Consider the following 22,834-nt stretch of genomic DNA (forward strand, 5'->3'; position numbering starts at 1 on the left):
CCTGATTTTTTTAGTGGCACTTGAAGTAGTCAAACGGTTCGCGGCAATCGAGGCATTTGTACAGGGCCTTGCACGGCGTGGAACCGAACTGGCTGGTCAGCTGCGTATGCGTGGAACCGCAGTTCGGGCAGATCACCTCCAGCTTCGGCATGGGCTGGCGCTTGACCCCGCCCGCTGTTCCGCTATGAAGGCCGCTGATGTCGATCACCTGCTGCTGTGGCGGGGCGATGCCATAGCCTTTCAGCTTGGCCTTGCCCGCTTCGCTCATCCAGTCCGTGGTCCAGGCGGGCGCCAGCTGGTTCACCAGGGTCACCTTGGCCACGCCATGGCTGCGCAAGGCCTGCGTGACGGCATCGGCGATCACCTGCATGGCCGGGCAGCCCGAATAGGTGGGCGTGATCGTCACGATGCACTCTTCGCCACTGACCACATCGACGGCGCGCACGATACCCAGATCCACCACCGAAATGACGGGAATTTCCGGGTCCGGCACGTCGCCCAGCCAGGCCCAGACCTGGGCGGCGTCCAGCGCTGCCGTGGCCGTGTTCATTACCACTCCGCCCCGGGATAGGCGCGCTGCAGGAACTGCATCTCGGCCAGGATGAATCCCAGGTGTTCCGTATGCGTGCCCTGCTTGCCGCCCTTTTGCATCCAGGCGTCGGGCGCCGGCATGGTCAAGGTGGCTTCGGCGAAGATCTCTGCCACATGCTCCAGGAATGCCTGGCGCAGGATGTCGGACGGCGGCGCGATGCCGACGGCAAGCATGGCCTGGTCGACGGCGTCGTACTTGAACATCTCGCCTGTGTACATCCACAGCTTGTCGGCTGCGGCCTGCGTCTTCGCGTGGCTGTCCGCCGTGCCGTCGCCGAGGCGCACGATCAGGTCACCGCTGCGGCGCAGGTGATAGGTGACTTCCTTGATCGACTTCTGCGCCACTTCGACAATGCGTGGATCACTGCATTTCGCCAGTTCCAGCAGCTGGAAGTAGTGCCAGGTGTCGAAGAAGAACTGGCGCATCATGGTGTCGGCATAATTGCCGTTCGGCTGCTCCAGCAGCAGACAATTCTTGAAGTCGTGGGCGTCGCGCAAAAAGGCGATGTCGTCCTCGTCGCGGCCAGCATTTTCCAGTTCGGCCGCATAGCTGAACCACAAACGCGTCTGGCCCAGCAAGTCCAGCGCCACGTTGGTCAGCGCCATGTCCTCTTCCAGCGCGGGCCCCTTGCCGCACAGCTGTGACAGCTGCTGGCTGAGGATCAGGGCGTTGTCGCCCAGGCGCAAAAGGTAATTGAACTTTTGTTGAGTGAGCTTGTCATCCATTGCGATCGCTCCCATCACAGGTTCTTGACTTCTTCCGGCATCGGAAAGAAGGTGGGATGGCGGTACACCTTGCTGTTCGACGGCTCAAACAGGGCCCCCTTGTCGCCGGGGCTGCTGGCGACGATATCGGCCGCGCGCACCACCCAGATGCTCACGCCTTCATTGCGGCGCGTGTAGACGTCGCGCGCATGGTTGACCGCCATGGTGGCGTCGGAGGCGTGCAGGCTGCCCACATGCTTGTGCGCCAGGCCGTGCTGGCTGCGGATGAAAACTTCCCACAATGGCCATTCTTTGCTCATATTGCTCTCCCCTATCTGCCTTATGTATTTACGCTGCCGCTTTGACTGCGGCTTGTTTATCTGCATACGCGAGCAAGGCATCGCGGAACCATACACCGTCTTCATACGCTTTCACGCGCGTTTGCAGGCGCTCGCGGTTGCACGGGCCATTGCCCTTCAATACATTGTTGAACTCGGACCAGTCGATCTCGCCGAATTCATAGTGACCCGTCTCGGCATTGAACTTCAGGTCGGGATCGGGCACGGTCAGGCCCAGGTATTCGATTTGCGGCACGGTCTGGTCGACCATGCGCTGACGCAATTCATCATTCGAAAACAGCTTGATGCGCCATTGGGCCGATTGGGCGCTGTTGACGGAGGCGGCGTCGGACGGGCCGAACATCATCAAGGACGGCCACCACCAGCGGTTCAGCGCATCCTGTGCCATGGCTTTCTGTTCTGGCGTGCCCTTGCACAGTGACATCATGATGTCGTAACCCTGGCGCGCATGGAACGATTCTTCCTTGCAGACGCGGATCATGGCGCGCGCATACGGGCCATACGAGCAGCGGCACAGCGGGATCTGGTTGATGATGGCGGAGCCGTCGACCAGCCAGCCAATGGCGCCCATGTCGGCCCACGACAGGGTGGGATAGTTAAAGATGCTGGAATACTTGGCTTTGCCCGAGTGCAAGGCAGCGAGCAGATCGTCGCGCGACACGCCCAGGGTTTCGGCAGCGCTGTACAGGTACAGGCCGTGACCGGCTTCATCCTGGATCTTCGCCAGCAGGATAGACTTGCGTTTCAAGGTCGGCGCGCGGGTGACCCAGTTACCTTCGGGCAATTGACCTACGATTTCCGAATGCGCATGCTGCGAAATCTGGCGGATCAGGGTCTTGCGGTAAGCGTCCGGCATCCAGTCCTTGGCCTCGATCTTGATGCCTTCGTCGATGCGCGCCTGAAAAGCGCGCTCTTCCGCCCCCATGTCATCGATGGAACAGACGTTCTTGAGGCCGGTTTCAACCATTTGTGCGTACATGATCTGTCTCCCATGTCTTTGATTTTGCGCAGCAACGCGGTGCGATGAACAGATAATACGATACAAAAAACTATTTGCATACACTTGATGTGAGTCATTTTAAAAATTCGTATCTTGTGCAGCTTTTTTGTGCGTATGATATTGCTGATGAGAAAACATTTCGAAGTGCCACCAGCGCTTCCGGCAAATTATTGACGCGCTACCCGCGCAGCCAAGTAAACTGCTGCTTTTATTGAATCGACCGCAACACGGCCAGACCGGAACCACATGAAGAACACCCGCTGCACGGCATGGATAGCCGATTTCCTGGAAAGCGACCCACCGCGTTCAAAGTCCCTGGTGATGACCATCTTTGGCGACGCCATCGTGCCGCGCGGCGGCGCCATCTGGCTGGGCAGCCTGATCGAACTGCTCGCGCCATTCGGCGTGAATGACCGCTTGCTGCGCACCAGCGTATTCCGCCTGGCGCAGGAGGGCTGGCTCAGCTCGCAGCGCGACGGTCGCCGCAGCGCCTATACGATACGCCCGGAGGCGCTGGCCCGCTTCGAGCGCGCCTATCGCCGCATCTATGCGCCACTGGTCGTGCACTGGGATGGCAGCTGGACCCTGGTGATCGGGCCGGCCGGCAGCATCGGTGCCGCCGAACGGGGCGCGCTGCGCAAGGAATTATTGTGGGCTGGCTATGGCTTGATCTCTCCTGGCATCTTTGGCCATCCGGCCAGCAACTCGGAGGCGCTGGAAGACATCCTCGTACGCAACGAAGTACAGGGCAAGCTGTATGTCTGCCACACCACGGAGCTGCCAGGTGTCAGCACACGGCCACTGCGCGACATGGTGGGCGAATGCTGGGACTTGTCGGAAGTGATGGCAGGCTACGAAAAATTCATCGCCCGCTTCCAGCCGCTGCTGACCCTGCTGCAGGAAGAACCCGTGTTCGATGCCGAGCAAGCCTTCGTCATACGCTCGCTGCTGACGCACGCCTACCGCCGCGTGCAGTTGCACGATCCGCAACTACCGGTCGAACTGCTGCCCGAACCGTGGCCAGGCACGCAAGCGTATGCACTGGCGCGCGACCTGTACCGCATCACCCATGCGTCGGCCGAGGAACATATCCTGGCCACCCTGCGGCGCGAGGATGAGCAGGCGGCAGACGTAGCACCCTGGTTCTACGAGCGCTTCGGCGGACTGAACGCCTGATAAAATGTCCATGGCGGCGTTGCAATGCCTGGGCGTACCTTCGTACTGCCTGCGGCAATGCGCCTGGCCCTGAACATTTTTCAGGCGCTCAGGAATCGATTACTGCTTCGCCACTACCTGCTTCGCGCCCGCCAGCAAATCCTGCCCCAGCTTTTCCAGCGCATTGGCCTGCACCAGCATGGTATCGAGGATGGCGGCATTGAAGGTAAATTCAGCCGGCGTGGTGTAGCCGGGGAAACGCAGGATGCGCAGCAATTCCTGCAAGGTGGTGCCCTTGCCCAGGTGCGCCAGAGCGTCGCTGAGGGCGCTGACTTTCTTTTCCAGTTCGCGTATGTGGTTGCCGTTGTCGTCCATGATGATCTCCCCGTGTTGGAGCTTCCACGTTAGCAAAGCACGTCCATTATCGTTTGCGCCAGCACAAAGGCCACCGCAAAACAGGTATCATCGCGCCATTGCACACGATGCAAAACCCATACGTTTTTATCAGGAACACTCATGACCATTAAAATCAGCCAGCAATTCGACGCCGGCGCGATCGAGGTGCTGCGCGCCGACGATGCCCATTCCATCGAGCTGAACATCCGCAAGGATTCCCACGCCGACATCACGCAGTGGTTTTATTTCCGCCTGCAAGGCGCGCAAGGCGAAGCGTGCACGATCCGCTTCATGAATGCAGGCAAGTCGGCCTACCCGGACGGCTGGAAAGACTACCAGGCCGTGGCCAGCTATGACCGCGAAACCTGGTTCCGCGTGCCGACCAGCTTCGATGGCACGGTGATGACGATCAACCATACGCCGGAAGAAGAAAGCGTGTACTACGCCTACTTCGAACCGTACCCATGGGATCGCCACCTGGCCCTGATCGACAGTGCGCAAGCGTCGCCGCTGGTGCGCTTGATCGACCTGGGCAGCACCGTGGAAGGGCGCGACATGAATCTGCTGGTGGTCGGCGACGCCGATGCAGAGAAGAAAGTCTGGGTCATCGCGCGCCAGCATCCCGGCGAAACGATGGCGGAATGGTTTGTCGAAGGCATGCTCGAAGCATTGCTGGACCAGGCCAATCCGTTTGCCCGCCAGTGCCTGCAAGACGCCGTCTTCTACGTGGTGCCGAACATGAACCCCGACGGTTCCGTGCATGGCAACCTGCGCACCAACGCGGCCGGCGCCAACCTGAACCGTGAATGGATGACGCCGACGACGGAACGCAGCCCGGAAGTGTTCCTGGTGAAACAGAAAATGCATGAGATCGGCTGCGACCTGTTCCTCGACGTACATGGCGACGAAGGTCTGCCTTACGTGTTCGTCGCCGGCAGCGATGCGCTGGAAAATTTCACGCCAGCACAAAAAGCCGAGCAAGACCGGTTCATCGCCGACTTCAAGGTGGCCAGTCCCGACTTCCAGGATGAACACGGCTATGAAGACGGCCCGTTCACGCCGGAAGTGCTGACCATGGGTTCGCCCCACATCACGCACGCCTTCGGCTGCCTGTCGCTGACCCTGGAACTGCCGTTCAAGGACAATGCCAACGATCCCGACCCGCAAACTGGCTGGAGCGGCGCCCGCAGCGCCGCCCTGGGCGCGGCTGTACTGCAGCCTATCCTGTCCACCCTGCGCGCCTGATCCGCGGCTGATACTGGTCCGCCACACATGACGGACCGGGCCGGCGACACCGCTGCCGCCGGCTATTCCACTACCTTCGTATTGCGCAGCGCAACATCGTAAAGCGTTGCCACGCGTTTATTGCTGCCTATACTGGCCGCAGCATCCCTGTCTTTCTTCTTGCCATCAACTCATCCTGCATGGGACCAATAAAGATATGACCTTTATCTGGCCAACAAGGTTCCCCTGGAACTGGCGGAATTACGGGGGCTGGCCCTGTTCAACGATGAGCGCAAGGGCAATTGCGCCGCTTGCCACCCCAGCGTGCGGGGCGAGCATGGCGCGCCGCCCCTGTTTACGGACTTCAGTTTCGACAATCTGGGCGTGCCGCGCAATACGCGCCTTCCCGCCACCGCCGACCCGGCCTATTTCGACCTGGGCTTTTGCGGCCCCGACCGCACGGACCTGGCGACGAAAGGCGAGTTATGCGGCGCCTTCAAGGTGCCCAGCCTGCGCAATGTGACCACGCGCCAGGTGTTTTTCCATAACGGCGTGTTCGATAATCTGACGGATGCCCTGCGTTTTTATGCGCGGCGCGATACGCATCCGCAAGAATGGTATCCGCGCGACAAGTGGGGGAAAGTGCAGAAATTCAATGACATACCCGCCAGGTACCGCGCCAACGTAAACGTCAAGGAAGCGCCGTTCGACCGCAAGCGCGGCATGGCGCCGGCGCTGACGGCGGGCGAGATCGAGGATATGGTGAAGTTTTTGGCCATCCTGACGGATGGCTATCAAGTTCAGCAGTGAAAACATGGGGCGCCCCATCGCTGGAGCGCCTCATGGCCACTAGCCGCGAGCCACCTGGCGCAGGGCATCGACCAGCTTGTCCAGGTGCGCCTCGGGCGTAAAGATGCCCGGCGTGACGCGCACGCACGCGCCGCTGGCAAGACCGTCGCGCGGTACGGCAAAGATGCCGTGTTGCTGCACCAGCTTTTTCGACAGGGAAAAATTGTCCGCCACGCTGGTCTTGCCTTTTAGCCGGAACGAGGCGATGGCGCTCGTCAGGCGGGAGTCGCTGGACGCCAGCACCTCGATGCCATCGATGCCTCGCGCCGCTTCCACCCAGCGGTTGCGCAGCAGCCGCAGCCGCGCCTGCTTGTTGGCCACGCCGATCTGCGCATGCAAGTCCAGCGCCATCGGCAAGCTCAGATAGGCGGCGAAATTGACCGTGCCAGTGTGCACGCGGGTACGGATATCGTCGCCCGCTTTTTCTCCCCTCGCTTCCCCCATGTACGGGTCGATATCGGCCAACCTGCCCCGCTTGATGTAGGCGGCGCCCACGCCCACGGGCGCACCTATCCATTTATGCAGGTTGATGCCGGCAAAGTCCGCCTGCAAGTCGGGAATCGTCATGTCCAGCTGGCCAAAGCCATGCGCCGTATCGACGATGACATCGATGCCCCGTGCGCGCGCCAGGCGGCTGATCTCGGCCACCGGCAAGACCATGCCGTTGCGGTGATTGACATGCGTGAGCAGCATCAGTTTCAGCTGTGGATGGCGTTCCATGGCAGCAACATAGGCAGCAATGACGTTGTCGTGCGTAAATGGTTCCGGCATGGCAATCGACACCACCTTGGCGCCGCGCCGCTGCTGCAACCAGCGCGTGACGGTGATCATGTTGTCGTAATCGATGTCCGCGTACAGCACCGCATCGCCCGGCTGCAAGCGGTTGTAGCCGGCGATCAAGACTTGCAGCGCTTCCGTGGCGCCCCGCGTCAGCACGATTTCATCGATACCCACGCCCAGCGCCCTGGCCGCCGCCGCGCGGGCCGCCTCGAAGTCGGCCGGAAAGCGCATGCGCGCATACCAGGCATTGTCGCGGTTGACCATGGTCAATTGCTGCTCGTAATGACGCAGCACGGGCCTGGCCATCGAGCCCCAAAAGGCGTTGTCAAGCTGCACGACGGCATCGGTGGTGTCGTATTGCGCGGCCACCGCCTGCCAGTACGCCTGGTTGCTGGCCAGCGTTTCCGGCGTGCTGCCGGCGGGCACTGCTGGCAAAAGCACCGGCAAGGCGGACGCTGCCGCAGCCGATGCTGCACCAGCCGTCAAGGGCAGCGCCGCCGCCAGCGAACCCGCGCGCAACAAGGCGCGACGTTGTGGATTCATCATCATCTCCTCTTAAAATTTCACTTTGTACTCGACGTACAGCTTGCGCCCGTCCGTGTCGTACGGCGCATTGCGCGAATAGATCAGACCGCGGCTGGCCTGGAAGCTTGCTTCATCGGGATACTTGTCCAGCACGTTGTCGATCCCCACGCGCACGGATTGCTTGTCGCTGATCTTGTAGCTGGCCGCCAGGTCAAGAAATTGCATGGCGCCGAAACGCTGGAAGATATCGCCCGTCGCATTGCCGGAATTGTCCGTCCACGCGCCGTAATAGCGCACGCGGGCCAGGGTATTCCAGTTGCCCAGATCATAGTTGCCGCTGATGGTGGCTTTCTGGCGCGGCAGGCGTTCCTCGAACACTTGCCGCTGGGCCGGATTGGTCACCAGGCTGGACTTGCCGCCATCGACTTTCGTCGTGTTGTAGTTGTAGGCCAGGGTCAGGTTCAGCTTGCCGTCACCGATACGGCTCAGGTGGCTGCCGACGATATCGATGCCGCGCGTGGTAGTGTCGAAGTCATTCGTGAAATAACTGACCGAGGTGTAACGCAGCGGGTTGGCCACGCCAGTGGGTACGGCAAACGAAGCCGACGTGCTGAAGCGGTCGCTGACCTTGATGTCATACACGTCAACGGAACCGGAAAATCCGGCCTGCGTCTTCCACGTAAAGCCCAGCGACATGTTTTTCGATTTTTCCGGCTTCAGCGCCTGCGCGCCGAGCAGGATGGCCAGCGGGTCGTTGTTGGCCAGACGGCCGCTGGTAAACAACAGCAGGGTCTTGGTATCGAGGCCTTGATTCGTGCTGTTGGTATTCGACTGGCCGGGTGTTGGCGCGCGGAAACCCGTCGAGTAGGAGCCGCGCAAGGCCAGGTCCGCGCTCAAGGCATAGCGAGCCGACAACTTGCCGTTGACGGTGCTGCCGAATTCCGAGAAATGTTCATAGCGGGCCGCGCCGCCCAGGCTCAGTGCCTTCGTAACGGGCACTTCCACGTCCAGGTAGGCCGCGTAGCTGTCCTGGCCCCAGCTGCCCGCCTGTCGGTCGCTGAAACCCGGCGCGCCGTTGGCGTTCGCGTCGAGGCCGATGGCCGCGCCCGGCCCCACCGTCCAGGATGCCGCATCGCCCCCCTTCACGCCATACGTTTCGTTGCGCGCTTCGGCGCCAAACGCGATATTGACCGGTTGCGGCAAGGACGCCACGGGCAATTCATAATTAAAATTGGCGTTGAGAATCTTTTCCGCCTGCGACAACTGGCCCAGGTAGAACGAGGTCGGGCTGGTTGGCCCCATCGAGGCATTGATGGAGTTGGCCAAGTGGTAATCAATGCGGTTGCGGCCGTAGGAAGCGCTCACATCCCAGCCGAAGCGGTCGTTGAAGTGACCACGCACACCGGCCACCAGCTGTAAATCATCCTGGTCGTTCGAATAGCTGGGGCTGAAACCGAGCGGATACAGGCTGCGCAAGTTCCAGCCAGGGAACAGGCTGCTGGTTTTATACGCGCCCGTGCTGGTGTCCGGATTTCTCCAGTTGAAGTCCGAAGTGCCGTCGCTGCGGCTGAACAGGCCGAAACCGTACAGTTCCGCCGTGTCGGACAGGGCCATGCTGGCATTGAAACCGATGCGCTTGCTATCGAGCTCAGGCTGGCCCCAGCGCTGCACTGGATTGGGCACCTTCAGTTCCGGATGGGCGTTCTGGAAGGCGATGGCGTCCGCCCGCTGGCGCGTGCGCGAGGTGGCGTCGGACTGGGCCAGCGCGCCGAAAATCGTCGCCTTGCCCGTCTCGCCAAAGGCAAAGCCCGTCTTCAGGTTGAGCTCATTGCCCTTGCCGTCGCCTTCCGAGTATTGCGAGTGGTGCACGGAAAGCTCCGTGCCCAGCGTGTCGTCGAGAATAATGTTGATCACGCCGGCGATCGCGTCGGAGCCGTACTGGGCCGAGGCGCCGTCGCGCAGCACTTCGATGCGCTTGATGGCGGACACGGGAATCTGCGCCAGATCGGGCGCCTGCGCGCCACGCGCGCCCAGCAGCGCGCTGCGGTGGAAGCGCTTGCCGTTGACCAGCACCAAAGTCTGGTCCGGCGACAGGCCGCGCAAGGTGGCGGGACGCACGAAGACTTGCCCATCGGCCATCGGCAAGCGCTGTACCACATACGAGGGAACCAATTGCGCCAGCACATCGTTCAAGTCCGACGATTCGACGGCGCCGATATCTTCGCGGTTGAACACATCCACGGGCGCCATGGTGTCGAACTGCGTGCGGTTGCTGCCGCGCGTGCCGGTGACGATCACGGCTTGCGCTGCATCCAGGGAATCGCTGGCAGCAGCTGGTGCGGCGGACGCATCGCCATGGGCTTGCGCCTGGGTGGAGAACAGGGCGTGCATGGCACACAACAGGGCCACCGCGCGGGCGATGCGGGTACGGGAGTAGGTCATGGAGAGTTCACTATGCAGGTTGGATCAACAACGACGCGTCACGGCAAGACTCGCATCTTGCATGAAATATCACGAAGTTCGGCTTACTTACATTAAAAGCATCTAAATCGTGCAAATAACGTCAGGTGGCGTCATCATACGAAGCGAATATTTCCGCCGTATGACGATCAGGCCGCTACCCGAAAAACCACAGGGACAAGAAAAAAGGCGCCAGCGGCGCCTTTTGACAAGGTGGTATGCATCCGTTCAGCCGCCCGCCACTACCATGCTCTCGATGAGGATGGAACCCGTCTCTTTGGTGCCACGGCGCAAGACGTCGGCGCCCACGGCGACGATGTTGCGCAGCATGTCCTTCATGTTGCCGGCGATGGTGATTTCTTCCACCGGGTACTGGATCACGCCATTTTCCACCCAGAAACCGGAGGCGCCGCGCGAATAGTCGCCTGTCACGTAATTGGTTCCTTGTCCCATCAGTTCCGTCACCAGCAAGCCCGTGCCCAGCTTTTTCAGCATGGCAACAAAATCGTCGGTGGCGGCCGTCTGGCTGGACGTCAGGTACAGATTGTGCGAGCCGCCCGCGTTGCCCGTCGTCTGCATGCCCAGCTTGCGGGCCGTGTAAGTCGACAGAAAATAACCTTGCACCACGCCATCCTTGACGACATCGCGGCTGACGGTTTTCACGCCCTCTTCGTCGAACGGCGCCGAACCGACGCCGCCGATCACGTGCGGGTCTTCAAAGATCTGCACGTGCGACGGCAGCACTTGCGTGCCCAGGGAATCGATCAGGAAAGTGGATTTACGGTACAGGGCGCCGCCCGAGGTCGCTTGCACATAGGTACCCAGCAAACCGGCTGCCAGCGGTGCCTCGAACAGCACGGGACAGGTGCGCGTGCCCAGCTTGCGCGCGTTCAGGCGCGACAGGGCACGTTCGGCGGCGTAGCGGCCGATGGCTTCCGGACTCGACATTTTGGAGGCGTCGCGCACGGACGAATACCAGTCGTCGCGCTGCATCTTCGCACCCTTGCCGGCGATGGGCGCCACGGACAGGGTGTGGCGCGAAAACGGGTAGCCGCCGATGAAGCCGCGCGAATTGGCGGAAACAAAATGCGATTGCTGCACATGGACGCCCGCGCCTTCGCTGTTGGTGATGCGCGGGTCGACGGCAAACGCGGCCGCCTCGGCCCGCTGGGCCAGCACGACAGCTTCCTCGGCGGAAATGCGCCAGGGATAGAACAGTTGCAAGTCGCGGGGCGACATTTCCAGCATGTCGGCGTCGGCCAGGCCCGCGCAATCGTCCTCGGCCGTGAAGCGGGCGATGTTGTAGGCGGCGTCCACCGTGGCGCGCAAGGCGGACGGCGAGAAATCGGAGGTGCTGGCATTGCCGCGCTTCTTGCCGACAAACACGGTCACGCCCATGCCCTTGTCCTTGTTTTGCTCGATCGTCTCGATCTTGCCTTTTCGTACAGAAACGGACAAGCCACCGCCTACACTGACTTCGACGGCAGCGTCGGTGCCGCCCGCTTCCCGCACAAAAGACAACACATCACGGGCTAGTTGCTGCAATTGCTCTTGACTATGGGTAAATACGGAGTCGTTCATGCGCTGTTTTCTTCGGAAAGCCGCTAAAAAGGTTATCATAGCAGTCGTTTACAGTTTACAGGTGCGGCCTACGCGGCCAATCCCGCCTTATCATGCCAAATCCAAACCGGGGAGCTTGCGGCTTCCAATCCACCGAATTCGAACAGGAATATGAACGTCCTTCGAAATCGGAACTCAAGCGCCAGATGACCGTCCTGCAAAAGATGGGGGAAGAACTCGTCAATGAAGCACGCGACCGCGTCAAGCGCGTTCCCATGCCGGAAGACGTGCGCGAAGCCATCCTCGAATGCCAGATGATCCGCGATCACGAAGGCCGCCGTCGCCAGTTGCAGTACGTGGGCAAAAAAATGCGCACTCTGGATGAGGAAGAAGTTGCCGCCATCCAACGCACCATCGATAGCTGGAAAGGCTTGTCGAAAGCCGACACGGCCAATATGCACGCGATGGAACGCCGCCGCGACAAACTCTTGACGGATGACAAGGCGTTGACCGTCTTGCTGTCGGAAAACCCGGAACTGGACGTGCAGCACCTGCGCACCCTGATCCGCAATGCCCGCAAGGAGCAAGCCGAGAACAAGCCGCCCAAGGCCTACCGCGAAATCTTCCAGATCTTGAAAGAGATCGCCAAGAAGAAAAACAGCGGCAAGAAAGATGCCGATGAAGATGACGTTGAGCAAGAAGACGACGAATAAACCCCAGCTCTTGGGCTTGGGTTGACAAAAACCGGGAACCAACCCGGTTTTTTTACGACATAGACAGGTGCCCCATGACCACGATAGAAGACGAATTGATTATCGGCCTCGTGTCGATCTCGGACCGCGCCAGCGGCGGCGTGTATGAAGACCTGGGAATCCCGGCCCTGGAAAGCTGGCTGTCCGCCGCCATCCGCACGCCTTTCCGCCTGGAAAAACGCCTGATCCCGGACGAGCGCTCGCAAATTGAAAACACCCTGATCGACATGGTCGACCTGAGCCACTGCCATCTGATCCTGACGACGGGCGGCACGGGCCCGGCGCGGCGCGATGTGACGCCGGACGCCACGCTCAGCGTCGGAACCAAGGAAATGCCCGGTTTCGGCGAACAGATGCGCCAGATCAGCCTGCAATTCGTGCCGACGGCGATTTTGTCGCGCCAGGTGGCCGTGATCCGCGAAACGCCCGAGCGCGCCGCCCTGATCATGAACTTGCCGGGCCAGCCGAAAGCCATCAAGGAAACCCTGGAAGGCTTGAAGGATGCCGATGGCGTGCAACTGGTCAACGGCATCTTTGCCGCCGTACCGTATTGCATCGACCTCATCGGCGGCCCCTACATGGAAACCGACCCGGCCATCTGCAAGGCCTTCCGTCCCAAATCGGCGCTGCGTCCGGCGCAACCTTTACCTGAGGAAAATACATGAGCACCTTGCTGGAAACCATCGAACTCGACAGCGCCCCGAACCCCACCGTTTCCATCATCTGGATGCATGGCCTGGGTGCCGACGGAAACGACTTCGTACCGCTGGTGAAGGAACTCGATTTGCGCGGCTGCCCCGCCATCCGCTTCATCTTCCCCAGCGCCGGCACCATGCCCGTCACCATCAACAACGGCTATGTGATGCGCGCCTGGTACGACATCCTCGTGAGCGACCTGGTGCGCCGCGAAGATGAAAGCGGCTTGCGCGCCTCGCAGGCGCAGGTCGAAGCGCTGATCGCGCGTGAAAAGGCGCGCGGCATTCCTGCCAGCCGCATCATCCTGGCCGGCTTCTCGCAAGGCTGCGCCATGACCTTGCAAACGGGCTTGCGCCACGCGGAACCGCTGGCCGGCCTGATGTGCCTGTCCGGCTACCTGCCGCTGGCCGACAAGACGGCGCTTGAGCGCACGCCAGCGAGCCTGCAGACGCCCATCTTCATGGCGCACGGCACGGCCGACCCCGTGGTGCAGATCGCCCGCGCACAGCAGTCGCGCGACTTGCTCACCGGCATGGGTTACAAGGTGGAATGGCATGAGTACATGATGCAGCACTCGCTGTGCCAGGAAGAAATCGACGCCATCGGCGCCTGGCTGAAAAAAGTATTGGCTTAAAGCAAAACAGGCGCGGTGTAAGCCGCGCCTGTTGTTGTACCTGTACGTAAGGCCGGGAACGATCAGTTCGCCGGCGTTTTTTCATTCCAGATCTTCAGCATGTCGGGCGACGCTTCCGAGCGGATGCCGTTGTCTGTCAGCACCGATTCCGTCGCTGCCAGCATGTCCTTGCGCGGCACGACGACCATTTCCGCATCGCGCTGCTGGAAGCGGAACGTCAGCAATTCATCCGTCTGGTCGCGCAGCAAGACCACCAGGTGCGCCAGGCTGCGCACGCGCACGCCATTGACGGAATCGACGACCGAGAAGAAACGGGTACTGTAGCCATTCATCAGCTTGTGCGGGAAGAACGGCGCGGCAATCACCACCAGTTCTTCGCGCTCGCCATCGGGCGCATCGCCGCGCCGCGTGGCCAGCGGATTGCCAGCAAAAGCCATGCCGCCCAGCATCGCGGGATTGCTATTCGGCGCGGCCATGAATTCCGTGCTGGCGCGCGAAAACACCATGGGCCCGAAAATGAAATAGGACGGGTAATTGCCCTGCAGGCTGGCAATAAGCATCGGGTGCGCCGCCGAGACGGGCACGCTGATTTTCAGGGGCGCGCCCTGGCGCACCACCGTCAACGGCAACAGGCCGTCTTTCGCCAGCTGCTGCACCCGGTACTGGAAGCGCACGCGGCTGTTGGCATTCAGCTTGACCATACCCTGGTTGTCGATAGGAAAATCGCCGATATGCGTGATCACGTCCCACTCCTTGAGCGGATAGGCGGCATCCTTGCTGGCCGGCGTCATCACGACAGCGCCCTCGACACCCTTGGCCAGCTTCAAATACGTGCGCAGCGCGGGATTTTCCAGCGTTTGCGTCACGTCACGCATGGCCGGCTTGCCCTTGGGTGCGCCACTGCCCTGGTCGCGCAGGAACAGCTCGATTTCTTCATTGGGGATGATGTAGCCGATGTTTTGCGCATTGAGCATGCCGGCAAAGGCCAGGCCGATCATCTTCTCGCCTGCAATCACGGGGCCGCCGCTATTGCCCGGGTTGATGGCCGCATCGATCTGGATGCGCAAGCCCGAGACGGGGAAGTTGTAATGCACGAATTCGATGCGCGACACGATGCCCTTGGTGATCGACAGCGACGTGCCGCCCGTCGGATAGCCATACGCCAGCACGGCATCGCGCACGTCCGGCAAGACATTGGCACGCGGCACCGCTTTGTGGCTGGCGAAAAAACTGTCATCGTCGATTTTCAGCAAGGCCAGGTCCATGCCGCGCGAGATGGCCAGCACGGTCGCCGGTATCTTGTCGCCCGCCCCATTCGCCTGGATCTGCACCTGGCTGGCATAACCGACCACGTGCGCATTGGTGAGGATGCGGCGGCCTTCGATGACGACGCCGGAGCCCGTCACCTCTTGCGGCGCGGCCTTGCTCCAGGGTTTATAGGGGTCCGGCCCGCGCAGGGTGGAAAACACCTTGACGACGGAATTCTCCAGAGCAGAAGCGCTGGGGCTAGCGGTAGCAGCGGTCTCGGCGGCCAGCGCACGCACCGTCATCAAGGGACAAAAAGAAAGGGCCAACGCCAGGAAGGCGCGGCCCATCAGGGTAAAGCACGGACGAGTTTTCATTGAGCTTGTTGGCAATGTAAGGGAAGTAAAATTATATATTGAATAATTTCAACTTCATTACACTTTGTCCATCTTTACCCGAAGAACTATTCTAATCAGGCGGGCAAGGGCGCCACGCCCAAGGCCGGCACCGCTGTCTGCGCCCCATTCATGACCATGGCCAGGAAGGTGTAGTAGCCATTGATGCCCATCAAGTCGACCACGCCGTGCTCGCCAAACAGCGCCAGCGCGCGCGCATACGTGGCATCGCTGACGCGCTTGTTCTGCTGCAACTCGATGCAAAAGTCGTGCACGGCTTGCTCGTCTTCTTTCAGGGCAAGCGGCGCGCGCCGCGCGGCAATGGCGTCCACGGCCGCTTGCGCGATGCCGTTCTGCACGGCCAGCGGTGCGTGGATGGCCCACTCGACTTGCTGGTCCCACTGGCGCGCCGTCACCAGAATCGCCAGCTCCGACAGGCGCGTGCCGATGGCACTGCGGTAGCGCAAATACTCGCCCATGCGCTGCGCCGTTTCCATCAGCTCCGGGCTGCGGATCAGCGGCACGAAGGGGCCGTACAGGGCACCGCGCGGACCATCGATGATGGCTTGCGCGGCGGCCCGCTGCTGCGCGTCGAGCTGCGCCAGAGGCAGCGGCGGCAAACGGTCGATCTTGCACTCCGCCATCAGGCAGTCCAGGCGACCACATCCTGCTGCTGTTCACCCAGGCCGGGGATGCCCAGGCGCATGCTGTCGCCCTTTTTCAGGAAACGCTGCGGCTTGCGGCCCTGGCCCACGCCCGGTGGCGTGCCCGTGGCGATGACGTCGCCCGGTTCCAGGGTCATGAATTGCGACAGGTAGCTGACGATCTGCGCCACCGTGAAAATCATGGTTTGCGTATTGCCCGTCTGCATGCGCTTGCCATTGACTTCCAGATACAGGTCCAGGTCTTGCTCGTCGATGACTTCATCGCGCGTCACCAGCCACGGGCCGATGGGGCCAAAGGTGTCGCAGCCCTTGCCTTTATCCCACTGGCCGCCCCGTTCCAGCTGGAACGAGCGCTCGGAAATGTCGTTGACGACGCAATAGCCGGCCACGTACTTCAGGGCATCCTCTTCGCTCACGTATTGCGCGCGCGTGCCGATGACCACGCCCAGTTCCACTTCCCAGTCCGTCTTTTTCGAGCCTTTCGGCAACACGACATTGTCGTCCGGGCCATTCAGGCAGGAAATCGCCTTCATGAAAACGATGGGTTCGGCAGGGATAGCCATGCCGGACTCGGCCGCATGATCCGCGTAATTGAGGCCGATGCCGATGAACTTGCCGACTTTCGCCAGCGGCACGCCGAAGCGGGGATTGCCGCGCACCAAAGGCAGCGTCTTTTCGTCGAGCTTGGCCAGCTTGCGCAGGGCCTTGTCGGACAGTTGCGCGCCGTCAATATCGGCAATCACGCCGGACAGGTCACGCAGTTTGCCTTCTTCATCGATCAGGCCCGGTTTTTCCTTGCCTGGACGTCCATAACGAACGAGTTTCATAGTCTTCCTTGGAGTTGATCATTGCCGCTGTGCAGGCTGCCATTTTACCGGATGGCCCGGCACGTCTGTAGCGGTGGATGAAAAACATCGCAAGTCCCGGCAGTTGCAAGGCCGCCAGCACGCCAAACGCCACCTGATACGCTTGCGGCGGATACTGCTGCAAGCTGTTCATGGGCCAGCAGCCGAGGATCAGGCCAAAGCCTGCCTGCACCAGGAAGGCGCCCGTAAAAATGAGCAAATTGAGGCAGGTGGCCGCCCTGCCCGTCAAGCTGGCCGGCATGCTTTGCGCGACGATTGCATACTCGAGGCCCGTCACCGTGCCCAGCAAGGTAAACAGCACGGACAGCATGGGCAGGCTGGGCACTACATTGCATGCCATCGCCACTTGCACGGCGACAAACAGGACGATGCCGGCGGCCGCCAATTGCATGGGTTCAACGCCGCGCCGGCCAGCCCATTCCGTCAGCATGCCCATGCCGATGGCGCCGAAGATGACGGCCGCCATACCCAAGTACAACATATACGCCACGCTATCGTCGGACAAGCCACCCACGTCGGCCAGCCAGCGGCCGACCCACAAGCCCTGCACGCCAAAAAACACCGTGTGCGGCAGCAGGATCAGCGCGATGGTGCGGCGAAAGGCCCCGTCGCGATACACACTCCAGACACTGACCTTGCTCATCTTGTTCATGGCAGCTGCAGGCACGGGCATGGCTGGCGACAGCAGGCGGATCAGTACGCCGATGGCCAACGCCGCCAGCGCCAGGCCCAGGAACACGCCGCGCCAATCCGTGTAATGCAGGGCCAGCTTGACGGGCATGGTGGCCGTGGCCGCTCCCAGGCCGCCCACGGCGATCAGATAGCCGTGCACGGACGGCAGGCGAGCGGGCGCGATGGCGCACGAGATTGCTTTCACGGCGGCCATGAAACAGCCGCCCAGGCCTGCCCCCATCAGGGCCCGAGCCCATATCAGCTCGGCAAAGCTGTGGCCCCGGCTGAACAGCCACACACCCAGGGCCGCCAGCGCCAGCAGCCACAGTTGCACCGTGCGGGGGCCGTAACGGTCGAGCGCCATGCCAATCGGCAGTTGCACCAGCGCAAAGGCGAGAAAAAAGGCGCTGGTCAGCAGGCCCAGCTGCGCCGGCGTCAGGGCGATGGCGCCCAGCAATTCCGCCGTCAGCACGGCATTCACGCCGCGCAGCAGGCACGACAGGTAATGACCGAGCGCAAACGGCAGGAACACCAGGCAAAACACGGCCACGCCGGAACGGGAAGAGGCGCCGGCGCCGCGCATGCTCAGGCGGCCTGTGCCAGGCGGATGATTTTATGCGGCAACTGCGGCATAGGCTCATCCGTCTCGAAAAAGAATTTATCGTGGCCAAAGGCCGGCTTCAAATCGTCCATCCACGTCGCTTCCGCATCGAACTTCGCATAAAACGGCCGGCGCACCCAGTCCGGGTTGCGCGCCTGCAAAAATTGCAGGGCAAACAGTTTTTCGCCATTGATGCTGACGATGCCATCGATGACGATCTTGCCGGGAAATGCGCTCATGGACGGTCCGCGCACCGTGCGCGACAAGCCGGACACCATCTGGTAGGCGGCCTGGAAGATTTCATGTGCCTTTGCCAGCGGCAACTCGAAATAACTGCGTGGCCCCGTGTCCCGTTCGACAAACATGTAATACGGAATCGCCCCCAGGCGCGTGCCCGTCTGCCACAGCTCAGCCCAGCTTGCCGGGTCTTCATTGATGTGGCGGATCAGCGGCCCCTGCATGCGCAAGGTGGCGCCCGTCGAGACGATGCGTTTCACCGCTTGTTGGGCGATGTCCTGGCGCAATTCCACGGCATGGCTGTAATGGCCCATCACGGCCAGGTTTTTGCCCGCCTTGACGATACGCTCGAACAGGCGCAGCAAATCGTCCGCGTCGCGGTCGGAGACAAAACGCTGCGGCCAGTACGCCACCGCCTTGGTGCCGATGCGGATGTTCTGGATATGTTCCAGGCCCGGTTCGAGCAGTGGCTCCAGGTAGGCCGCCAACTGGCGGGTATTCATGATCATCGGGTCGCCGCCCGTGATCAGCACGTCTGTCACTTCCGGATGCAGTTTCAGGTAGGCGGCCAACTCATGCGACTCGCGCGCATCAAATTTCATGTCATCCATGCCGACGAACTGGGGCCAGCGGAAGCAGAAGGTGCAATACGCGTGGCACGTCTGGCCCGCGCTGGGAAAAAAAAGCACCGTTTGCGCATATTTATGCTGCAGGCCGCGCACGGGCGCATCGTTGACTTTCGGCACGTTATGCGTCATCTGCCCGGCAGGATGGGGATTCATGCCCAGGCGAATCCCGTGCACATAGGCGTCGATGGCAGCCTTGTCCTGTTTGACCAGCACGAGATCGCGCAAGTGCGCGTACTGCTCGGGCGGCAGCATGTCGCGGTGAGGGAAGACGAGGCGGTAGATGGGATCGTCGGGAATATTGTTCCAGTCGATCAGCTGGTCGAGCACATAGGCATTAGTGCGAAACGGCAAGACGTGCGAAACCACCTGCACGGCTACACGCTGCTCTTCCGGCAACCATTCCCACTGCCGCGCCTGATGGATGGTTTGCCGCGTATACGGCTTGAACTTGGGTGGAAACGGCTCGGTAATGAGTGCGGACACGATAGTCTCCTTGCCAATAAATAGCGATAACTTTCATGGAATTGGCCCTATATCGGCCAATTCCAGCCTTTTCTCCCACAGGCCATGCCAGCTCGGCATGCTGTGAAAGTCATCATAATTCTTGCCATTCAGAACCAAATTGCTACATATCAACAAGCATTCCGATACCTTGCTCGCTGCCTACAAGCAACACCTTAGTTTGTTCCATCGCAATTTGATGGGCCCCTCAACGACGTAAATTACGGCTTTGCAACACATCCCTCGATTCTCACAAGGAGCTGTCATGAAACGCTTATTCACGGGTAGCCTGCTGTGCCTGGTTTTTGCCGGAGGCAGCGTCAGTGCCGCGGTCGAACCAACGGAAAAAGACGCCATCGCCATGGCCGAACGGGGCGCCGCTTTCATGAAGGCACATGGCAAGGAAGAGATGATGAAGAAAATCACGGCGAAAGACCCCGACTTCGTGCAGGGCTCGCTGTATGTGGACATGCGCGACATCAAGACGGGCATCGTGCTGGCCCACCCCATCAATCCTTCCATCGTGGGCAAGGATTTGACGGATGTGCCCGACGCGAATGGCAAAAAATATCGCCGTGAAATCATCGAGCTGGCGCAAAAGCAGGGCAAGGGCTGGGTCGACTACCAGTACAAGAACCCCACCAGCGGCAAGATCGAGCCGAAGACCACGTATATCCTGCGCGTCAACGATGTGGTGCTGGAAGCGGGTATCTACAAAAAATAAGGCAGGGGCGGCGCACACGAACGCCGCGCGCCGCCTGCGCTTGGAACAGCCATCGCCAGGAGTCAAGCATGCTCAATACACTACGCATCGGACCAAAATTATTGCTGGCGCCCGCCCTGGTCTTGCTGCTGCTGATACTCAGCTCGACCGGCGCATGGTATGGCATGGTGCGGCAAAATGCCTCGCTGGAAAACATGGTACGGGTACGCATCACGCATCTGAAGGCGGCCGCCGACGTACTAGGCGAGGCCAGGCAAGTACACGGCAATATGTACCAGTTGCTGTCGTGGACGAATGGCAGCTTCGCCAAGGCTCGCCTCGATACACTGGAGCAACAGATCAAGGCGCGCCACGCGGCCATCGGCACCCAGCTGGCCTCGCTGCGCGCCACGGCCACGGGCGCCGAGCGCACCCTGGTCGATGCAGCCATCACGGCCCTGGCCGGCTACCGCAAGGCCGTGCTGGAAACCATGGAAATGGCGCAGATGGACCAGTCGATCGCCACCAATTCCATGCTCAAGGCGGAAACGCAATTCGGCCAGTTCAATACGCAGCTGACGCAGTTGTCGGCCCTGGAAACGACGCTCAGCAGCCAGGCCCATGCGACGGCCAGCGCCGAGTTCCGCAGCCTGGGCTGGAGCCTGCTGCTGACCGTCCTGCTCTCCATCCTGGTCTCCATCGTGGTGACCATGCTGGTACGCCGCGCCATGCTGGTGGAAATCCGCGGCATTGCCGACGCCGTGCAAGACCTGGCGGCAGGCAAGCTGATCGCCGGTGCGCCCAAGCAGGGCAATGACGAGATCGCCGCCACGTCGCGCGTGCTAGACCAGACCATCGCCAACCTGAACCAGACCTTGCGCACCATCATGGGTGCCGTGCAATCGATCGATACGGCGTCGCGTGAAATTGCCACCGGCAATCTGGATCTGTCGGCGCGCACGGAAATGCAAGCGAGCTCGCTGGAAGAAACGTCGAGCGCCATGGAAGCGCTGACGCAAGCCGTCAATGACAACGCCGACAACGCCCAGCTGGCCTGCGAGCTGGCGGGGCAAGCGTCCACCCTGGCCGTGCAAGGGGGCGCGTCGATGCAGCAGGCGGTGACGACGATGGCGACGATACGCGCCAATTCGCGCCAGATCGTGGATATTATCGGCGTGATCGATGGTATTTCCTTCCAGACCAATATCCTCGCGCTGAATGCTGCGGTGGAAGCGGCGCGCGCGGGCGAACAAGGCCGCGGCTTTGCCGTGGTGGCGTCCGAAGTGCGCACCCTGGCGCAGCGCTCGGCGCAGGCGGCCAGGGAAATCAAGACCTTGATCGCCACGTCCGTGACCACCATCGATGGCGGCAGCGTGGCCGTGCAGCAGGCGGGCGACAGCATGAGCGCCATCGTGGCCTCGGTGCAGCAAGTCAATGACATCATCCAGCGCGTGAAACAGGCCAGCGCCGAGCAGGCCTCGGGCATCACGGAAGTGAATCAGGCCGTCACGCAAATGGATGATGTCACCCAGCAAAATGCGGCCCTGGTGGAACAGGCGGCAGCGGCAGCGGCCAGTTTGCAGGACCAGGCCGTCAAACTGTCGGCGGCCGTGGCCGTGTTCACGCTGGACGAGCACTCCGCTGCGCCGGCCAGCCACACCGATGAGGAGGCATTCCAGCATCCGGCCAGCCCCGTCAAGGGAGAAGGCAAGGACAGGCGCGCGCTGCACAGTCCGCTACGCGGCATGCCCCGCAGCAGCACGCCCCGCAGCCAGCGCGGCGCTTGACCCCGGGCCGGACGGCTAGGCGGCAGGCGCGCGCATCGGCTTGCTCAGGTAGGGCGAACCGGCGAGCACGAAGCGCCACGGCGTTTCCATCGCCTTGGAAATGCCGATGCGCGGCCCCGCTTGCACCGTCACGTCATCCTCGCGGGCCAGCAGCATGAACGGCGGCGCATCGAGCACCAGCCGGTTATGCATATGCGTAACACCTAGCGCCTGGCACACCTTGCCCGGCCCCGAACACAGCTGCCGCAGTTCCTCGACGCCGCGCCGCTCGCGCATGCGGTCAAGGCCCGCCAGCGGCTCGATGGCGCGGATCAGCACGCCTGCGCCATGGCCCGCTTCGCGGCACACAAAGTTCAGGCACCAGTGCATGCCGTACGAGCGGTACACATAGGCATGTGCGGGCTGGCCGAACATGGCCGCATTGCGCGGCGTCATGCCGCCATACGTGTGCGAAGCGGGGTCCAGCCGGTCATACGCTTCCGTTTCCACGATGCGCCCGCCCACGCCGTCAACCAGCACGGTCACGCCGATCAGCTGGCGCGCCACGCTGCAAGAATCGTCCGCAAAATCGATGCCCGCCAGGAGTTTTTTCATGCGGCAATTGTAGCGCCACGCTTGCCCGCACGCACCGGCGACTGCCTTAAAAACAAATACATCTTACTTTTTTCACCATAAAAACAGGGGCTGATTGCGTCGCCAAATGAGCAACATCGGTGGCAATCGCGGCAAAAACAGGAATTTTTCGACAATCTATTGCAGAGATGAACTATTGCCATGCATAAACATGGATAATCATCGGGCATTGCACAAGGCGTCCATGAGGCCGTCGATGCGCAGCGCACGACCG

Annotated in this window: 22 protein-coding genes; 8 read left to right on the forward strand and 14 right to left on the reverse strand. The window is 61.4% G+C overall.

What is annotated here, in order from left to right:
• Nucleotides 1-10: 10 nt before the first annotated feature.
• From paaD to paaA, 4 genes are read right to left on the reverse strand one after another with little or no spacing between them, the layout of a single operon-like run.
• Nucleotides 11-550, reverse strand: coding sequence for a 1,2-phenylacetyl-CoA epoxidase subunit PaaD (paaD, locus tag ACQ4W0_RS00660; protein WP_436575031.1), 540 nt, complete (start codon nucleotides 548-550; stop codon nucleotides 11-13).
• Nucleotides 550-1,332 carry a 1,2-phenylacetyl-CoA epoxidase subunit PaaC gene (gene paaC, locus ACQ4W0_RS00665; protein ID WP_436575032.1) on the reverse strand — a complete coding sequence of 261 codons (783 nt, stop codon included), beginning with the start codon at nucleotides 1,330-1,332 and terminating at the stop codon, nucleotides 550-552. The genes paaD and paaC overlap by 1 nt, the downstream gene beginning before the upstream one ends.
• On the reverse strand, nucleotides 1,332-1,616 hold the full coding sequence (gene paaB, locus ACQ4W0_RS00670; protein ID WP_034746356.1) for a 1,2-phenylacetyl-CoA epoxidase subunit PaaB: 285 nt from the start codon (nucleotides 1,614-1,616) through the stop codon (nucleotides 1,332-1,334). Before paaB ends, paaC begins: the two co-directional genes overlap by 1 nt.
• A 28-nt stretch (nucleotides 1,617-1,644) precedes the next feature.
• On the reverse strand, nucleotides 1,645-2,634 hold the full coding sequence (paaA, locus tag ACQ4W0_RS00675; protein ID WP_436575033.1) for a 1,2-phenylacetyl-CoA epoxidase subunit PaaA: 990 nt from the start codon (nucleotides 2,632-2,634) through the stop codon (nucleotides 1,645-1,647).
• A 267-nt stretch (nucleotides 2,635-2,901) separates the two neighbouring features.
• Between paaA and paaX the strand changes: the two genes are divergently transcribed.
• The gene (gene paaX, locus ACQ4W0_RS00680) at nucleotides 2,902-3,831 is read left to right on the forward strand and encodes a phenylacetic acid degradation operon negative regulatory protein PaaX (RefSeq protein ID WP_436575034.1); all 930 of its coding nucleotides are present in this window, start codon (nucleotides 2,902-2,904) and stop codon (nucleotides 3,829-3,831) included.
• 99 nt (nucleotides 3,832-3,930) lie between these two features.
• Here the strand turns inward: paaX and ACQ4W0_RS00685 are convergent, their stop codons facing one another.
• Nucleotides 3,931-4,185: a hypothetical protein gene (locus tag ACQ4W0_RS00685; RefSeq protein WP_436575035.1), complete on the reverse strand. Its 255-nt coding sequence runs from the start codon at nucleotides 4,183-4,185 to the stop codon at nucleotides 3,931-3,933.
• A 141-nt stretch (nucleotides 4,186-4,326) separates the two neighbouring features.
• Here ACQ4W0_RS00685 and ACQ4W0_RS00690 point away from each other — a divergent pair, with 141 nt between their 5' ends.
• Nucleotides 4,327-5,451, forward strand: coding sequence for a M14 family metallopeptidase (locus ACQ4W0_RS00690; RefSeq protein WP_436575036.1), 1,125 nt, complete (start codon nucleotides 4,327-4,329; stop codon nucleotides 5,449-5,451).
• Between the two features lie 303 nt (nucleotides 5,452-5,754).
• On the forward strand, nucleotides 5,755-6,240 hold the full coding sequence (locus ACQ4W0_RS00695) for a hypothetical protein (protein ID WP_436575037.1): 486 nt from the start codon (nucleotides 5,755-5,757) through the stop codon (nucleotides 6,238-6,240).
• A 39-nt stretch (nucleotides 6,241-6,279) separates the two neighbouring features.
• On the opposite strand, the gene ACQ4W0_RS00700 is transcribed toward ACQ4W0_RS00695, so the two are convergent.
• The 3 genes from ACQ4W0_RS00700 to pmbA form a co-directional block, all read right to left on the reverse strand.
• Nucleotides 6,280-7,602: an aminotransferase class V-fold PLP-dependent enzyme gene (locus ACQ4W0_RS00700; protein WP_436575038.1), complete on the reverse strand. Its 1,323-nt coding sequence runs from the start codon at nucleotides 7,600-7,602 to the stop codon at nucleotides 6,280-6,282.
• 12 nt (nucleotides 7,603-7,614) lie between these two features.
• Nucleotides 7,615-10,026: a TonB-dependent receptor plug domain-containing protein gene (locus ACQ4W0_RS00705; RefSeq protein WP_436575039.1), complete on the reverse strand. Its 2,412-nt coding sequence runs from the start codon at nucleotides 10,024-10,026 to the stop codon at nucleotides 7,615-7,617.
• 246 nt (nucleotides 10,027-10,272) lie between these two features.
• Nucleotides 10,273-11,625, reverse strand: a complete 1,353-nt coding sequence (gene pmbA / locus ACQ4W0_RS00710; protein WP_436575040.1) for a metalloprotease PmbA — start codon at nucleotides 11,623-11,625, stop codon at nucleotides 10,273-10,275.
• 92 nt (nucleotides 11,626-11,717) lie between these two features.
• Here pmbA and yjgA point away from each other — a divergent pair, with 92 nt between their 5' ends.
• From yjgA to ACQ4W0_RS00725, 3 genes are all read left to right on the forward strand, one after another.
• Nucleotides 11,718-12,317, forward strand: coding sequence for a ribosome biogenesis factor YjgA (gene yjgA, locus ACQ4W0_RS00715; RefSeq protein ID WP_102119736.1), 600 nt, complete (start codon nucleotides 11,718-11,720; stop codon nucleotides 12,315-12,317).
• Between the two features lie 74 nt (nucleotides 12,318-12,391).
• Entirely contained in the window at nucleotides 12,392-13,021 is a 630-nt protein-coding gene (gene mog / locus ACQ4W0_RS00720; RefSeq protein ID WP_035822340.1) for a molybdopterin adenylyltransferase, read from the forward strand.
• Nucleotides 13,018-13,686: an alpha/beta hydrolase gene (locus ACQ4W0_RS00725; protein ID WP_436575041.1), complete on the forward strand. Its 669-nt coding sequence runs from the start codon at nucleotides 13,018-13,020 to the stop codon at nucleotides 13,684-13,686. The genes mog and ACQ4W0_RS00725 overlap by 4 nt, the downstream gene beginning before the upstream one ends.
• 62 nt (nucleotides 13,687-13,748) lie before the next feature.
• On the opposite strand, the gene ACQ4W0_RS00730 is transcribed toward ACQ4W0_RS00725, so the two are convergent.
• The 5 genes from ACQ4W0_RS00730 to ACQ4W0_RS00750 all read right to left on the reverse strand — a co-directional run bounded on the left by ACQ4W0_RS00730 (nucleotide 13,749) and on the right by ACQ4W0_RS00750 (nucleotide 19,479).
• Nucleotides 13,749-15,308, reverse strand: a complete 1,560-nt coding sequence (locus ACQ4W0_RS00730; protein WP_436575042.1) for a S1C family serine protease — start codon at nucleotides 15,306-15,308, stop codon at nucleotides 13,749-13,751.
• A gap of 95 nt (nucleotides 15,309-15,403) precedes the next feature.
• On the reverse strand, nucleotides 15,404-15,970 hold the full coding sequence (locus ACQ4W0_RS00735) for a carboxymuconolactone decarboxylase family protein (RefSeq protein ID WP_436575043.1): 567 nt from the start codon (nucleotides 15,968-15,970) through the stop codon (nucleotides 15,404-15,406).
• The gene (locus ACQ4W0_RS00740) at nucleotides 15,970-16,818 is read right to left on the reverse strand and encodes a fumarylacetoacetate hydrolase family protein (RefSeq protein WP_436575044.1); all 849 of its coding nucleotides are present in this window, start codon (nucleotides 16,816-16,818) and stop codon (nucleotides 15,970-15,972) included. The genes ACQ4W0_RS00735 and ACQ4W0_RS00740 overlap by 1 nt, the downstream gene beginning before the upstream one ends.
• Nucleotides 16,763-18,112, reverse strand: coding sequence for an MFS transporter (locus ACQ4W0_RS00745; RefSeq protein WP_436575045.1), 1,350 nt, complete (start codon nucleotides 18,110-18,112; stop codon nucleotides 16,763-16,765). The genes ACQ4W0_RS00740 and ACQ4W0_RS00745 overlap by 56 nt, the downstream gene beginning before the upstream one ends.
• A 2-nt stretch (nucleotides 18,113-18,114) precedes the next feature.
• A complete protein-coding gene (locus ACQ4W0_RS00750) occupies nucleotides 18,115-19,479 on the reverse strand; it encodes a KamA family radical SAM protein (protein WP_436575046.1) in 1,365 nt (454 codons plus the stop codon).
• 283 nt (nucleotides 19,480-19,762) lie between these two features.
• Here ACQ4W0_RS00750 and ACQ4W0_RS00755 point away from each other — a divergent pair, with 283 nt between their 5' ends.
• Together ACQ4W0_RS00755 and ACQ4W0_RS00760 are read left to right on the forward strand one after the other, a co-directional pair.
• Nucleotides 19,763-20,221 (forward strand): cache domain-containing protein, encoded by a 459-nt coding sequence (locus tag ACQ4W0_RS00755; RefSeq protein ID WP_436575047.1) that lies wholly within the window; start codon nucleotides 19,763-19,765, stop codon nucleotides 20,219-20,221.
• A 68-nt stretch (nucleotides 20,222-20,289) separates the two neighbouring features.
• Nucleotides 20,290-21,987 carry a methyl-accepting chemotaxis protein gene (locus ACQ4W0_RS00760; RefSeq protein ID WP_436575048.1) on the forward strand — a complete coding sequence of 566 codons (1,698 nt, stop codon included), beginning with the start codon at nucleotides 20,290-20,292 and terminating at the stop codon, nucleotides 21,985-21,987.
• Nucleotides 21,988-22,002: 15 nt separating this feature from the next.
• Here ACQ4W0_RS00760 and ACQ4W0_RS00765 read toward each other — a convergent pair whose 3' ends face one another.
• Nucleotides 22,003-22,581 (reverse strand): DNA-3-methyladenine glycosylase, encoded by a 579-nt coding sequence (locus tag ACQ4W0_RS00765; RefSeq protein WP_436575049.1) that lies wholly within the window; start codon nucleotides 22,579-22,581, stop codon nucleotides 22,003-22,005.
• Nucleotides 22,582-22,834: the final 253 nt, after the last annotated feature.

This window comes from Janthinobacterium breve (assembly GCF_051380895.1).
Lineage (GTDB): Bacteria > Pseudomonadota > Gammaproteobacteria > Burkholderiales > Burkholderiaceae_D > Janthinobacterium.

Bases quoted from the DNA above. Each gene is read 5' to 3' on its own strand.
- pmbA (WP_436575040.1), bottom strand. From the start codon at position 11,625: ATGAACGACTCCGTATTTACCCATAGTCAAGAGCAATTGCAGCAACTA.
- ACQ4W0_RS00685 (WP_436575035.1), bottom strand. From the start codon at position 4,185: ATGGACGACAACGGCAACCACATACGCGAACTGGAAAAGAAAGTCAGC.
- ACQ4W0_RS00745 (WP_436575045.1), bottom strand. From the start codon at position 18,112: ATGCGCGGCGCCGGCGCCTCTTCCCGTTCCGGCGTGGCCGTGTTTTGC.
- paaA (WP_436575033.1), bottom strand. From the start codon at position 2,634: ATGTACGCACAAATGGTTGAAACCGGCCTCAAGAACGTCTGTTCCATC.
- ACQ4W0_RS00690 (WP_436575036.1), top strand. From the start codon at position 4,327: ATGACCATTAAAATCAGCCAGCAATTCGACGCCGGCGCGATCGAGGTG.
- ACQ4W0_RS00705 (WP_436575039.1), bottom strand. From the start codon at position 10,026: ATGACCTACTCCCGTACCCGCATCGCCCGCGCGGTGGCCCTGTTGTGT.
- paaC (WP_436575032.1), bottom strand. From the start codon at position 1,332: ATGGGAGCGATCGCAATGGATGACAAGCTCACTCAACAAAAGTTCAAT.
- ACQ4W0_RS00765 (WP_436575049.1), bottom strand. From the start codon at position 22,581: ATGAAAAAACTCCTGGCGGGCATCGATTTTGCGGACGATTCTTGCAGC.
- paaX (WP_436575034.1), top strand. From the start codon at position 2,902: ATGAAGAACACCCGCTGCACGGCATGGATAGCCGATTTCCTGGAAAGC.
- paaB (WP_034746356.1), bottom strand. From the start codon at position 1,616: ATGAGCAAAGAATGGCCATTGTGGGAAGTTTTCATCCGCAGCCAGCAC.
- ACQ4W0_RS00730 (WP_436575042.1), bottom strand. From the start codon at position 15,308: ATGAAAACTCGTCCGTGCTTTACCCTGATGGGCCGCGCCTTCCTGGCG.
- ACQ4W0_RS00700 (WP_436575038.1), bottom strand. From the start codon at position 7,602: ATGAATCCACAACGTCGCGCCTTGTTGCGCGCGGGTTCGCTGGCGGCG.
- ACQ4W0_RS00760 (WP_436575048.1), top strand. From the start codon at position 20,290: ATGCTCAATACACTACGCATCGGACCAAAATTATTGCTGGCGCCCGCC.
- ACQ4W0_RS00725 (WP_436575041.1), top strand. From the start codon at position 13,018: ATGAGCACCTTGCTGGAAACCATCGAACTCGACAGCGCCCCGAACCCC.
- ACQ4W0_RS00755 (WP_436575047.1), top strand. From the start codon at position 19,763: ATGAAACGCTTATTCACGGGTAGCCTGCTGTGCCTGGTTTTTGCCGGA.
- ACQ4W0_RS00740 (WP_436575044.1), bottom strand. From the start codon at position 16,818: ATGAAACTCGTTCGTTATGGACGTCCAGGCAAGGAAAAACCGGGCCTG.
- yjgA (WP_102119736.1), top strand. From the start codon at position 11,718: ATGCCAAATCCAAACCGGGGAGCTTGCGGCTTCCAATCCACCGAATTC.
- ACQ4W0_RS00735 (WP_436575043.1), bottom strand. From the start codon at position 15,970: ATGGCGGAGTGCAAGATCGACCGTTTGCCGCCGCTGCCTCTGGCGCAG.
- paaD (WP_436575031.1), bottom strand. From the start codon at position 550: ATGAACACGGCCACGGCAGCGCTGGACGCCGCCCAGGTCTGGGCCTGG.
- mog (WP_035822340.1), top strand. From the start codon at position 12,392: ATGACCACGATAGAAGACGAATTGATTATCGGCCTCGTGTCGATCTCG.